This window comes from Asaia bogorensis NBRC 16594 (assembly GCF_001547995.1).
Taxonomy (GTDB): domain Bacteria; phylum Pseudomonadota; class Alphaproteobacteria; order Acetobacterales; family Acetobacteraceae; genus Asaia; species Asaia bogorensis.
Genome location: NZ_AP014690.1, coordinates 1,152,202 through 1,164,689, shown reverse-complemented (window position 1 = coordinate 1,164,689; position 12,488 = coordinate 1,152,202). Strand labels below are relative to the sequence as shown.

Annotated in this window: 12 protein-coding genes and 1 tRNA gene; 7 read left to right on the top strand and 6 right to left on the bottom strand. The window is 59.1% G+C overall.

Features of this window, described 5'->3' with window-relative positions:
- The first annotated feature begins 56 nt into the window (after positions 1–56).
- Complete coding sequence (locus tag Asbog_RS05200; RefSeq protein ID WP_023977538.1) at positions 57–947, top strand: LysR family transcriptional regulator; 891 nt, start codon at positions 57–59, stop codon at positions 945–947.
- 189 nt (positions 948–1,136) lie between these two features.
- Here Asbog_RS05200 and Asbog_RS05195 read toward each other — a convergent pair whose 3' ends face one another.
- The 3 genes from Asbog_RS05195 to Asbog_RS05185 form a co-directional block, all read right to left on the bottom strand.
- Complete coding sequence (locus Asbog_RS05195) at positions 1,137–1,433, bottom strand: integration host factor subunit beta (protein ID WP_023977539.1); 297 nt, start codon at positions 1,431–1,433, stop codon at positions 1,137–1,139.
- A gap of 67 nt (positions 1,434–1,500) precedes the next feature.
- Entirely contained in the window at positions 1,501–2,445 is a 945-nt protein-coding gene (sppA, locus tag Asbog_RS05190) for a signal peptide peptidase SppA (protein ID WP_062164322.1), read from the bottom strand.
- A 90-nt stretch (positions 2,446–2,535) separates the two neighbouring features.
- Complete coding sequence (locus tag Asbog_RS05185; protein WP_062164320.1) at positions 2,536–3,027, bottom strand: MucR family transcriptional regulator; 492 nt, start codon at positions 3,025–3,027, stop codon at positions 2,536–2,538.
- An 859-nt stretch (positions 3,028–3,886) separates the two neighbouring features.
- On the opposite strand from Asbog_RS05185, the gene Asbog_RS05180 reads away from it, so the two are divergent.
- Together Asbog_RS05180 and guaD are read left to right on the top strand one after the other, a co-directional pair.
- Positions 3,887–6,130: an FUSC family protein gene (locus Asbog_RS05180; RefSeq protein ID WP_083510718.1), complete on the top strand. Its 2,244-nt coding sequence runs from the start codon at positions 3,887–3,889 to the stop codon at positions 6,128–6,130.
- Positions 6,127–7,485 (top strand): guanine deaminase, encoded by a 1,359-nt coding sequence (guaD, locus tag Asbog_RS05175; protein ID WP_062164319.1) that lies wholly within the window; start codon positions 6,127–6,129, stop codon positions 7,483–7,485. The genes Asbog_RS05180 and guaD overlap by 4 nt, the downstream gene beginning before the upstream one ends.
- Positions 7,486–7,518: 33 nt before the next feature.
- Here the strand turns inward: guaD and Asbog_RS05170 are convergent, their stop codons facing one another.
- The 3 genes from Asbog_RS05170 to Asbog_RS05160 form a co-directional block, all read right to left on the bottom strand.
- Positions 7,519–8,571 carry an alpha/beta hydrolase gene (locus Asbog_RS05170; RefSeq protein ID WP_231944657.1) on the bottom strand — a complete coding sequence of 351 codons (1,053 nt, stop codon included), beginning with the start codon at positions 8,569–8,571 and terminating at the stop codon, positions 7,519–7,521.
- Positions 8,572–8,603: 32 nt separating this feature from the next.
- Positions 8,604–8,993 carry a zinc ribbon domain-containing protein YjdM gene (locus Asbog_RS05165; protein ID WP_062164317.1) on the bottom strand — a complete coding sequence of 130 codons (390 nt, stop codon included), beginning with the start codon at positions 8,991–8,993 and terminating at the stop codon, positions 8,604–8,606.
- 209 nt (positions 8,994–9,202) lie between these two features.
- Positions 9,203–9,292, bottom strand: a tRNA-Ser gene (locus tag Asbog_RS05160).
- A 279-nt stretch (positions 9,293–9,571) separates the two neighbouring features.
- On the opposite strand from Asbog_RS05160, the gene rplU reads away from it, so the two are divergent.
- The 4 genes from rplU (at position 9,572) to proB (ending at position 12,429) form a co-directional block, all read left to right on the top strand.
- Complete coding sequence (gene rplU, locus Asbog_RS05155) at positions 9,572–9,886, top strand: 50S ribosomal protein L21 (RefSeq protein WP_023977545.1); 315 nt, start codon at positions 9,572–9,574, stop codon at positions 9,884–9,886.
- A 28-nt stretch (positions 9,887–9,914) separates the two neighbouring features.
- Positions 9,915–10,181, top strand: coding sequence for a 50S ribosomal protein L27 (gene rpmA / locus Asbog_RS05150; RefSeq protein ID WP_023977546.1), 267 nt, complete (start codon positions 9,915–9,917; stop codon positions 10,179–10,181).
- Between the two features lie 95 nt (positions 10,182–10,276).
- On the top strand, positions 10,277–11,296 hold the full coding sequence (gene obgE, locus Asbog_RS05145; protein ID WP_023977547.1) for a GTPase ObgE: 1,020 nt from the start codon (positions 10,277–10,279) through the stop codon (positions 11,294–11,296).
- The gene (gene proB / locus Asbog_RS05140; RefSeq protein ID WP_062164315.1) at positions 11,293–12,429 is read left to right on the top strand and encodes a glutamate 5-kinase; all 1,137 of its coding nucleotides are present in this window, start codon (positions 11,293–11,295) and stop codon (positions 12,427–12,429) included. The genes obgE and proB overlap by 4 nt, the downstream gene beginning before the upstream one ends.
- The last annotated feature ends 59 nt before the right edge of the window (positions 12,430–12,488 follow it).

Here is a 12,488-nt window from a genome sequence, read left to right as displayed (position 1 = left end):
TCGCCCGCTCGCGCTCTTTTTCTGACGTGGTCGGGGACGAGCTCTAGGAAAGCCGCATGGACTGGGACAAATTGCGAATATTCCATGCGGTTGCCGAGGCGGGCTCGTTTACCCATGCCGGTGACCGGCTCAATTTGAGCCAGTCGGCAGTTTCCCGGCAGATTTCGGCTCTTGAAGAGACGCTGAACGTCCCGCTTTTTCATCGCCATGCCCGCGGCCTGATCCTGACCGAGCAAGGCGAGACACTCAACCACACCGTCCGGGAAGTGTTCTCGAAACTCTCCCTGACACAGGCCTACCTGAGCGAGAGCAAGGTCAAGGCCAAGGGCGAGCTCAAGATCACCACAACGTCGGGGTTTGGCCTCGGCTGGCTGGCCCCCAAACTCCAACGTTTTCTGGCGCTTCACCCCGATATCGAGGTGAGTCTGATCATGGAGGATACGGACCTTGACCTCGGGATGCGTGAGGCCGACGTCGCCATACGTATGCATCCCCCCAGGCAGGCCGATCTGATCCAGCGCCATCTGGCCAACTTTGCGATGCCTATCTATTCCAGTCAGGCCTATCTGGACCAGCACGGTGTCCCGAACAGTATCGCAGAGCTCGGCCAGCATCATCTGGTCGGGTTCGCTGGCATGTCACCTCCCCTCCCCGATGCCTTCTGGCTGCTCGAACTGGTTCGCCGGCAGTGTCATGGCTCAGTTCGCAACAAGCTGGAAATCAACAGCTTCCCGGCCATCGCGACGGCCATCGCAAAAGGTGCCGGGATCGGATCGGTCCCCACCTATCTGGCCCAGGCGCATCCGGAACTGATCCGTATTCTCGACCATGAGCCGATACCGACTGTTGAAGCCTTCTTCGTCTATCCTGAAGAACTGAAGATGTCGAAGCGGATAACAGTACTTCGCGACTTCCTGCTGAGTGAGATCCAGGCAGGAAAGCACTGAGAGCGACTGCTCGATAGCTTGAACACGCAGCCCAGTCCTGGCTTGTGCTTCAGCAAGGATAGCTGTCGGATCAATCGTCTAAAGAGCGTTGGGCAGGTTCCTGCCCGATCCGGCCGAAAATTATGCTGACCTGCCTGCGCTGCGCGTCAATGCGACAGCCTATTCTCGCCTTTTACTCAACGCGCGTGCTCAGCCGCGTCGGGTCGCGTGGGCGTTCACGCGCTCGCGCAATTCCTTGCCTGCCTTGAAGAACGGGATGGTCTTTTCCTCTACAGATACAGCAGAGCCCGTGCGCGGATTGCGTCCCTGACGGGCATCGCGCTTCTTGACCACGAAAGCGCCAAAGCCACGGATCTCGACCCGATCCCCCCGCGCGAGAGCACCGGAAATTTCGGAGAGGATGGTCTGGACAATCAACTCGATATGACGGGCACCGAGATGAGGATGCGCCGCCGAGAGTTCGGCAATGAGTTCGGATTTTGTCATCAGGGGCTCTGCAAACTCTCGGTAACAGGAGGGCGGATCGTCCGATACGCCCGACAATGCTCAGTTCTTACCGTGGCAAAATCGAGACTGCACCGTCAAGACTCTGATAGGCCATGACCTTGTCGATTGCTTCGGGCCATGCAAACATCGAACCGCCGAAGCGATGATAGAGACGCTCCCACATCGTACGATCCGGTTTCTTGATGGCGAGCTTCCTGACTGGCAGATCCTTGCCGTCCTTGATCTGGCCGTGCAACCACGCAGCGGCCTGATCCTCATCTCCGATCTGGTCGATCAGGTGCAGTGCAACCGCCTGACGCCCGGTATAGGGCCGCCCGTCAGCCAGCTGGCGTATTTCCTCTATGGGGCGATGACGCCCCTTGGCGACCATCAGGACAAACTGATCAAACAGATCGTCAACGATCCCCTGAAGCATCTGCCGTCCCTCAGGCTTGAGCGCGGTGAAAGGCTGCGACTGATCCTTCATGGGGCCGGAGGTGATGCTCTCGGCCTTCACGCCAAGGCGGTCGAGCAACACGGAGGCATCGGGGCGCATCATGATGACCCCGATCGAACCGGTAATGGAAGAGGGGTAGGCAAAGAGCCGCTGGGCGGGGACCGCAATCATGTAACCCGCCGAGGCCGCAAGACCCTGCATCGAAACGGCGACCGGCTTGCGACTGGCAAAGCGAGCAATGGCGTCGTGGAGCGCCTCACCGCCAGTCACACCGCCTCCCGGACTGTCAATGACAAGCAACATTCCCTTGATATGCGGATCACGCCCGGCACGTTCGATGGCTTCCACAGTCGGCCTGACCCTGTTGCCTATAACACCCGTGATCTCGAGACGCGCAATCGCGTCGCGTGGCGCATGGGGCCTACCCGGCATAAAGAGCACCAACATCGTGACGATCAAGGCCGCGACAGCAATACCCCGCCAGAGCAGAAGGCGTCTTCGCTGGCGCAGCAAAGCGGCTCCGGTATCGTCATCCGTGCGATTGAACGCCGTCATCGGTCTTGTTTCCCATCACGCAAATAAAAAAGGCAACCCATCGCAGGATGGGTTGCCTTTCAAAGCGCGTCTACTGGGTAAATCCAGAGATCAGGCCTTTTTTGCACGTCCACGACGGGCCGGACGCTCTTCTCCCTCGCTGCTCTCCTCTGCAGGAGCGCGCGATGCGGCATCGGCACCGGCATTGATCTTGCGACCAAGCCCGATCTCACGAGCAAGATGCGAACGACGCTCAGCGTAATTCGGGGCAACCAGCGGGTAATCGCTCGGAAGACCCCAGCGCTCGCGATACTGCTCCGGCGTCATGCCATAAGCGCTCTGCAGGTGGCGCTTGAGCATCTTGAGCTTCTTACCGTCTTCAAGGCAGACAATATAGTCGGGAAAAACAGAGCGCTTGATCGGCACGGCAGGCTGCGGACGCTCCGGCTCGGGGTCAGCCTGACCAGCACCCTGCAGAGCGTTGTATACTTGCTTGATCATACCGGGCAGGTCATCGCCAGCGATCGAATTGTTGGCAACGTGAGAGGAAACGATCTGAGCGGTCAACTCTAGCAGGGCGACGTTGGTTTCTGACTCTGACATTTATTTTCTCTTTGTTGAAGTTTAACTCTTTTAACCGGATCTTTTATCGCATCAGTTTTACAAGGTAAATAGGTTTAACGATTTATCTTTTGTTTTTTATACTTCCAATCCAAACTCGTTAAAATCAAACTGACAACACAGTGTTTCCAACTTCGGCACAAGAAGAAAGTTCTCACAAAAATCTTTTCGGCGTTCATTTTTTGCCGTGCACGTCAATACACGTGAAAACAGCCTAGTAGAACTTTGTAAAGTTTTTGATAAATTAGGAAAAATTACCCGTATTTTTTTATATCGCATTTTTTCGATCAGCCACCTCAGGCAATTGTCGAATAATTAACGCTGTGTTTTCTTCTTCCTTCCTGTTGCGTTGCCCCATTCCGGGAGGCATCGATACCCGTTCAGCCCACATGAAACGGTATTCAAGGCAAAGACTCCTTGCGAGAACCATGAACGTCGTCAGGCTAGCCCACAATGGCAATACCGCGACAACGCGCGAACGTCATGATCGATTCTTCTCCATTACAGTTGGTTACTCATAGATATCGCTTCTGTCGTGCCGGTTGACTGGAGAATCCTATCTCTGAACTCAGATACAGGCGCTCCTTCTGCGGGCGCCGAAGCGCAGGCCGCGTTCAGCAAACTCGGACAAAAACGAAAAATAACGCCTGTTAACTATTTGGCGATTTCCGTCGTCATATCCTGCTCTGCCTGAGTCGCCGCACGGGGACCGCGCCTCAGCCCCCGGCTTCTTCATCGCGGGAAGGAAATCGGAATAGTCGGCGCGTCTGTTACCGATTCTTTAGGTGCGACATGTTCCAGTACGCTTTCCTTCCCGGGGGGGCGCTGCCATCATGGAGCGATGGCCACGCTGAGGCCTTTCGATTGCTCACAAACCGGTCCCGTCTCCTTGCGCCTGTTCACACACTCTTTTTTCAAAACCGGTCGTTCAGGCGACAAAAAGCGCCTGGCAGAAAAGATATCGCTACGCCTGCCTTACACGCTCAAGCGTGACCGATGGGCCTGGCTGTTCGCCCCTTCCGCTCAATCGGTAGAGTTTGCGCTACGCAATACAATCGCAGCGCTTTTGGCGCTCGGCATCGCCATGTGGATGGAACTCGATAGCCCGATCTGGGCCACCATGACCGTCTGGGCGGTGGCACAGGGCACCCGTGGCGAGAGTCTTTCGAAGGCGCGATGGCGTATTGTAGGGACAGTAATCGGTGCGATGGCGGCAATCGGCCTGTTCACGGTCTTTCCGCAACAGCCGCTCCTGTTTTTCCTGACACTCGCACTCTGGATGGGGCTCTGCGCAGGGCTGGCCACCTTCGTAAGCAATTTTCGCGCCTATGCGCTCGTCTTGTCAGGCTATACCTGCGCCATCATTGCGATGGGCGCGGTTTACGACCCCGAGAACGTTTTCATGATCGCGGTGTCACGCTCGACCTATATTGCGCTCGGCGTGATCTGCGAGGCAGGTATGGGCCTCGTCTTTGCCACCAGTCAGGAGCGACAGGCCCGGCAGGCAGTGCGGACCAAGCTTCAGACTGCGCTCTCCCTCGTCTCGCTCTCCATCGCTGACATCCTCTCCGATGCAGCCACAACCCAACGCAAGGCGCGCGAGCTGTTTGCCACCATCCTGCGCCTGAACAGCGAAATCGAATTTGCTGAAATCGAGATGGGGCCTCATGGGCATGAGGGCGACCACGCCCGTGCTGCCCTGGCTGCCGTCTCCATCCTGCTTTCCCGAGGCTTTGGCATGGCGGCCCGCCTGGCGGCCCTTGCTCACAGCCACGGCAGTTTTCATGAAACCTCGCACCATGCGCAACTCTTCCTCCGCGGACTCGAAGCACGCCTGCGCGATGCGGAACCCGTGCAGGGTATTCTGGCCGATCTTCATCTGCTGATCGAGGAATGTCGCATCCATGCCGCACCGTTCATAAGGCCGGATCATAGCGACCTGCCAGATCTTGGCCCGGTGGACGAGCGGGTGTTGCATGTGGCGCTTGGTGAATTACTCAACGATCTTGAAATCGCGATCATCGAATATGATGCCAGCACCCATCTGATTCCGCGCGACCGGTTCCACTTCAGGCTGCAAACCCATCACGATCCGCGAAATGCCATCAATAACGGCCTGCGTGTGATGGCGGCCATTCTGTTCACGGCCCTTGTGTGGGAAGTCACCGCATGGCCGAACGGCACCGGCTTCATCTCGATGACATCTCTTATCTGCGGTCTGTTTGCCACGCAGGAAAATCCGGTTCTGGGCACGACAGCCTTTCTCAAGGGAACGATCTGGTCAGTTATCGCCGGAGGTGTTCTCACCTTCATCTTCGTGCCGAAATTCGACACCTATGAGATGTTCATTATGGCATTCGGGCCTGCCATGTTCATTGGTGGGCTGGCGCGCGCCAACGCCGCTACGGCAGGTGCCGCCGCCGCTTATGGCCTGCTCATGCCCAGCATGGTGAATGTCCAGAATCACCACCGCCTTGATGAGATCGCCTTTTATAATGGTGCCATGGGCACGCTCATGGCTGCCTGCGCCGCTGTGCTGGTCTTCCATACCTTTCTGCCTTTCAGCCCGCAGGCCGAGCGGCTGCGGCTACGGCGGCAGATGCTGGGGGAGTTGCGCAACCTCTGCCATCTGCGCAAGGCGCCGGAAACACGACAATGGATCGGGCGCAATATCGATCGATTTGCCCGATTGATCCGCCATGCAGGCCCTTCGCCCCTTCCCGTGGTCGAGAGCTATCTGCAAGGCACGCTTGCCATCATGACCATCGGTCTCAACGCCATCCGGCTGCGCACACTGCTTGACCGCGAGCATCTGCCCGTTACAGCCCGGCGCCCTATCGAATTGCTGCTCGACCGTATGGAATATACGCGCGACCGTCACGACCGCCCAGCGCGTGTTGCCGCCGCCGCAGTGCGTCGCCTGCGTGCGCTCGACCGAACCGAAACCGACCTCGTGACACGCCTCGAACTTATTCGCGGCATTTCCTATCTCGTGGTGATTCGCGACGAACTCGTTGCCAACGCGGCCTTTCTGGATGAGACACAGGCTTTCACCAGCCGAGAGCTCCTCGAAGAGGTCAAATGAGCCCTGTGCATCCTGCTTCAGCTATTCCAGATCCCAGCCCTGCCGCGCCCCGCCTCGCCCTGCGCGGGACCGTTCTGCGCTTTGTCGGCAATCCGTTCGATATGCTGCCGGATGAGGCTCTGAGCGTCGATACGGATGGTCTGGTGATCATAGAGAATGGCCGCATCAGTGCTGTTGGGTCCTATGATCAGCTGGCGCCAGGGCTCAAAGACGACAGCGCGGTCATCGACCATCGCGGCAGCCTGATCGGGCCGGGCTTCATCGATACGCACGTGCATTATCCGCAACTCGGGGTCATTGCGTCCTATGGCGAGCAATTGCTCACCTGGCTCGAACGCTACGTCTTTCCTGAGGAACGCCGCTTTGCCGAGCAGGCCTATGCCCGGCGCATCGCCTCGGACTTTCTCGACAACCTTCTGCACCAGGGCACGACAACGGCAGCGGTTTACTGCACGGTTCATCCTGAGTCGGTCGAGGCCTTCTTCAGCGAGTCAACGCGACGCAATACGCGTATGATCGCCGGCAAGGTTCTCATGGACCGCAATGCGCCAGATTACCTGCGTGATACGGCTCAGGGCGGTTATGACGAGTCCCGACGCCTGATCGACAAATGGCATGGTCGTGGCCGTCAGCTCTATGCTGTAACGCCGCGCTTTGCCCCAACCAGCACCGAGGCCCAGCTTGATCTGGCCGGAGCCCTCCTCGATACGGCGCCCGATCTGTTCATGCAGACGCATCTTCTGGAAACACTGCGCGAGGAAGAATGGGTCCGGTCCCTCTTCCCTCATCGTACAGGCTATCTGGATGTTTATGACAAGGCAGGGCTTGTTCGACCGCGCAGCATTTTCGGCCATGCCGTCCATGTAAACGAGCAGGACCTGACGCGTTGCGCCCATGCGGGCTGCACCCTGGCGCATTGTCCGACCTCAAACGCGTTTCTGGGCAGTGGCGCCTTTCGCCTGTTCGATGCCATGCGCCCCGACCGGCGTGTACATGTTGGGCTGGGCACCGATATTGGCGGCGGTAACAGCCTCTCCATGTTACGCGTAATGAACGACGCCTATTGCGCTGCACAGTCACATGGAACGAGTCTGCATCCGGTGCAGGCCTACTGGCTGGCAACAGCCGGCGCAGCGCAGGCGCTGGGGCTGCAGCATCAGATCGGCCAGGTGGAGCCCGGGCTCGAGGCTGATCTTTGCGTGATGGACCCTTATGCGACGCCCCTTATGGCGCAACGTGCGAAACGGGCCGAAACGGTGTCAGATCTGCTTTTCGCGCTTTCCATGCTGGGTGACGACAGGGCAATCAGCGCCACTTATGTCATGGGGCTGCGGCATCAACGCCCAACGCCCTGAAACACCAAGCTCCCAACCCGGCACAATCAGAGCTCAGGTGGCGCGGATCAGTCCGTATTGGGTAAGCCAGGATTCATACCAGACCGGCCAGTTTGCGGTGACCTGATCAGGCTCACCCATGCCAAAGCCATGCCCGCCACTGGGCAGGCGGTGATAATCGACAGCCGTCCCTATAGCCTCGCAGGTCTGGGCCATCAGTGCAGCATTATAGGGGTTTGCGATACGGTCATTATCCGCCTGGGTCAGAAACACCGGCGGATAACCTGGCCTGACATGACTTTGCACTGACCACAGACGCGCCAGATCGGGGGCTGCATCGACGCCCACAAGATCCCGATGCGTCGCGGTGTGATCATAGGGCTTCTCAAGCGTGATCACAGGGTAGATCAGGGCAGCGCCCGCCGGTTTCGGCACGGATATCTTTGCAAGGAGTGACGCAAACGGACCTTCTCCGTGCCATTGCGAGGCTGTCATGCCCATAAGATGGCCTCCAGCCGAGAAGCCGAGCAAACTGATACGCGCCTTGTCGATACCGTCACGATGCGCATGGCGCCCGATAAGGGCAAGCGCACGACGAGCATCCTGCAAGGGAGCGAGCGGACCCTCTGCCCATCCCTCACCCGGCAGACGATAGACCAGCACATAGGCGGTCACGCCACGGGCCGAGAGCCAGCGTGCAGCGGGATAGGCCTCACGCTTCATGCCGATGCGTTGATACCCGCCCCCTGCCGCGATGAGTACCGCACTGCCATTGGGGCTGTCTGGGCGAAAAACCTCAAGACGAGGCTCGGTGATGTTGTAAAGAGCGCCCTTGGCCGTCGCCTGTTCCGGTCCGCTTGGACCACCCCCGCCGGGTGGCGTCTCGGGCCAGAGCGCAATCTGCTCTGGCGATCGCGAGCGGGACGGCCCGTGACATCCTGTCAGAGCCGCGGCGGAGAGTGCGAGAGAGGATGTCAGCACACGGCGGCGGTTGAGCGCACTCTTCGCCTCGGCTGGCCCTTCGCTCGCAGCGGTCAGACCATGACCGGAACCTTGCTCCGCCATTGCGATAGCGGGTCTGAAACTTCCGGGCGCTTTACGCGACATGCGGCTTCCTTCCTGCTTGTCGCGAACGGCGCTCAGGCCTTTCGGACGAATTCCGATTTGAGATTCATCCCGCCGATCCCGGGAATCTTGCAAGACAGATTGTGCCCGTCGCTGGCATCGACAAGACGGATACCCTTGATCTTGGTACCGCCCTTGATGACCGACGACGATCCCTTGACCTTGAGATCCTTGATGATGGTCACTGTATCGCCATCAGCAAGCACATTACCATTGGCATCGCGCACCGTCGCATCATCGCCAGCCTGGGCCGTGCCATCCGGAGCGCCGGCCTCGACGCTCCACTCGAGCGCACATTCAGGACAGACCCACAATCCGCCGTCCTGATAGATGTGTTCGCAGCCGCATTGAGGGCAGATATCGCTTTTCACGATCTTGTCTTCCTGTTCATTGGGGCGCCTCATGAAAAGATATCAGGGCACCGCTTTTTCTTGACGCGCAGGGTAGCGTTTACCCCTGACAGCATGGCTTTTGCCAGCGTCATATCGATCATTAGCCGTGGCAAAGCATCTCGCCGCCCAGCGTAACAGAACCTGCGTGGCCCGCTGGCCCACCGTCGAACGTCTTTATTGATGGATTATTGTCGTGATCTGTCGACCCCTTTTTCGGGGTCTGGCGGAGAGGGTGGGATTCGAACCCACGGTGCCCGTGAAGGCACAACGGTTTTCGAGACCGTCCCAATCGACCACTCTGGCACCTCTCCGTAGCAGGATCACCTGGTCGTGGGCGGCTTATAAGGGGCAGGTCCGGTAGCTTGCAAGAGGGGTTAATGCGATTCTTTTCGTAAAGCCGTCATTTCGCCCTGTTCCCCACGCGATAATGATTGACGGAAGCGGCCTGCCTCCTGTAGTGAGCCCCCCTCGCGGGAGCATGCGTCTTGTGGTGCGTGGTTCGGCCAATAATAAAAAGCGACTGGGCAATGCCGACCGGGGAAAACCCTGGCAAAATTGCCAAGAGATCGGACTGATAGAGAGTTTAAGACATGTTCGCAGTCATCCGCACCGGCGGAAAGCAGTATCGCGTGGCCCCGCAGGCAACGTTGAAGGTTGAGAAGCTCGAAGCCGAAGCCGGCACGACTATCACCTTCTCCGACGTTCTGGCCGTTGGTTCCGACGCAGGCATCAAGATCGGCGCTCCGCTGGTCGCTGGCGCCACCGTCACGGCAACCGTCATCGCCCAGGACCGTCTGGACACGGTCATCATCTTCAAGAAGCGCCGCCGGCAGAACAGCCGCCGCAAGAATGGTCATCGTCAGCACGTGACCGTCCTGCGCATCGACGCGATCAACGCAGCGTAACTGACGCTAGAGAGAAGGAGAGACCTCCATGGCACAAAAAAAGGCAGGCGGTTCGAGCCGTAACGGACGCGACAGTGCAGGCCGCCGTCTCGGCGTCAAGAAGTTCGGCGGTGAAGCCGTTCTTGCAGGCAACATCATCGTCCGTCAGCGCGGCACGAAGATGATGGCTGGCCCGAACGTTGGCGTTGGTCGTGACCACACCCTGTTCGCCCTCGCCGATGGCGCCGTGAAGTTCACGCGCCGCGCTGAAGGCCGCGTCCACGTTTCCGTGACGCTGGCAGAAGCCGCAGAATAAAAGACTGGCCAATACCAGTTGACGGGAGAGGCCGGTCCGCTTGGGCCGGCCTTTCTTGTTTTGAACGATATTGTTGGACGAAGACGAGACAGACCATGAAATTTCTCGACCAGGCCAAGATCTATGTGCGCTCCGGCGATGGCGGGGATGGTGTTGTCGCGTTCCGTCGTGAAAAATACGTCGAATTCGGCGGTCCTGATGGCGGCAATGGTGGCCGCGGTGGCGACATCATTTTCCGCGCCGTGCCGAACCTGAACACCCTCATTGATTTTCGCTACACCCAGCATTTCCGCGCCCGCAAGGGCGGCAATGGCGCGGGCTCGGACCGTACCGGAGCCAAGGCCGAAACAGTCATCATCAATGTGCCGATCGGCACGCAGATTTTTGACGATGATCGTGAGACCATGCTGGCCGACCTCGATGAGGACGGCAAGGAAGTGCTGCTTTGCAAAGGCGGCGATGGCGGATTCGGCAATGCCAATTACAAGACGAGCACCAATCGTGCGCCGCGTCGTGCTGACAAGGGCTGGCCGGGCGAGGAACGCTGGGTCTGGCTGCGCCTCAAGCTGATTGCCGATGTCGGTCTTGTGGGCCTGCCCAATGCTGGCAAATCCACCCTGCTTTCTGTCTGCTCACGGGCCAAGCCCAAGATTGCCGACTACCCCTTCACCACGCTCCACCCGCAGCTTGGCGTTGTGCGCCTTTCGGCCACGGAGGAGTTTGTTATTGCCGATATTCCGGGCCTGATCGAAGGCGCCAGTGAAGGCGCAGGGCTTGGCGATCGTTTTCTTGGCCATGTCGAGCGCTGCGCGATGCTCATCCATCTGCTCGACGGCACAGAGAGCCAGCTGGTCAAGAATTACCGCATGATCCGTGGCGAACTCGCTGCTTATGATGAGACGCTCGCTGAAAAGCCGGAAATCATCGTGCTGAACAAATGCGATGCCCTGACCAAAACCCAGATCACAGCCAAGACGAAGGCCCTCGCCAAGGCCTCCGGTGCCGAGGTGTTCACCTTGTCGGCAGCTACCCATGAGGGGCTGGCCGAGCTGCTGCGTATCGTGCAGGATCGCGTCACCCATTACCGTCTGGAAGAACGCGAGACCCATCAGTGACCAACCGACTGGCTGAAGCGCGCTGTGTTGTCATCAAGATTGGTTCGGCCCTGCTGGTCGATGCCAAGAACGCCGCGCTACGCCATCACTGGCTGAACACTGTCTGCGCGGATATTGCCCGGCTGCGCCGTCAGGGCACCGATGTCGTGGTTGTCTCCTCGGGTGCCATCGCGCTTGCACGTGTGCGTATGGGCATGGTGGGGCGCAGGCTCCGTCTCGAGGAAAAACAGGCCGCTGCCAGTGTTGGACAGATCCAGCTTGCACAGGCATGGAGCGCCGCTCTGGGCCTTCAGGATCTCACGGCAGGTCAGTTGCTGCTGACCCCTGGTGACACAGAGGACCGCGAGCGTCACCTCAACGCCAGAGCAACATTGCGCACCTTGCTGGGCCTTGGCTGTGTGCCGGTCATCAATGAAAACGATGCCATCGCCACGACTGAGATCCGCTTTGGCGACAATGACCGTCTGGCAGCCCGTGTCGCCCAGATGATCGGCGCTGACACGCTGATCCTGCTTTCGGACATCGATGGCCTGTATACCGCTGACCCCCGCCTCGACCCAAGGGCGGAACATCTGCCTGAGGTCGCCGCACTGACTGAGTCGATCATGGCCATGGGTGGAGCGCCCCCGCCCGGTTACTCCTCAGGCGGTATGCACACCAAATTGCTGGCGGCCCAGATTGCCACACGTGCGGGTGCCCGCATGGCCATTGCCTCTGGCCTCTCCCCTCACCCGATCAGCCAGTTGCTCGATACCGGGCGCTGCACCTGGTTTCTGGCTGCGGAAGATGCAGGCTCGGCCCGCAAGCGCTGGCTAGCCAGTGCGCTCGAAACCAGAGGTCGCGTCATGATCGATCAGGGCGCGGTACGTGCCCTCGATCATGGTGGTTCTCTCCTTCCTGCGGGTGTGAAACAGGTCGAGGGCCGTTTCAGCCAGGGCGATCTCGTCGTTATCTGCGATGAGGCCGGACAGGAAATCGGCCGCGGCCTGACCGCCTATGATGCCGACGAGTCCCGCCTGATTGCCGGCCATCGCTCTGAGGATATCGTCACGTGCCTCGGTCATTCAGGGCGGGACGAACTGATTCATCGCGATGATCTCGTTCTGATCCGCCAACCCCGCGAACCGGCCTGATCCTCTACGGTACGGTAACCGTATAGGGCGCCTGAAAGACTTAGTCATGCGGTGGGGCC